This window comes from Paenibacillus sinopodophylli (genome assembly GCF_005930355.1).
GTDB classification, from domain to species: Bacteria; Bacillota; Bacilli; order Paenibacillales; family Paenibacillaceae; genus Pristimantibacillus; species Pristimantibacillus sinopodophylli.
The window spans coordinates 1-255 of record NZ_VDBO01000088.1 but is presented as its reverse complement, the minus strand read 5'-3'; the positions used below and the strand labels follow the sequence as shown (position 1 = coordinate 255).

2 tRNA genes are annotated in these 255 nt (G+C 48.2%); both read left to right on the top strand.

From position 1 onward, the window contains the following. Nucleotides 1-89: 89 nt before the first annotated feature. Nucleotides 90-163: transfer RNA gene (locus FGT79_RS30795), tRNA-Trp, on the top strand. An 18-nt stretch (nucleotides 164-181) separates the two neighbouring features. After that, nucleotides 182-254, top strand: a tRNA-His gene (locus tag FGT79_RS30790). Nucleotide 255: the final 1 nt, after the last annotated feature.

Here is a 255-nt window from a genome sequence, read left to right as displayed (position 1 = left end):
ATTAGTGAAGTGGCTAAACACGGCAGACTGTAAATCTGCTCTCTCTGAGTTCGGTGGTTCGAATCCATCATCCTCCATCAGTTTACCTTAGGGGCATAGTTTAAAGGTAGAACAAAGGTCTCCAAAACCTTTGGTGTGGGTTCAATTCCTGCTGCCCCTGCCAATTAAATATTTGAATATGGCGGTCGTGGCGAAGTGGTTAACGCATCGGTTTGTGGATCCGACACTCGGGGGTTCAATTCCCCTCGATCGCCC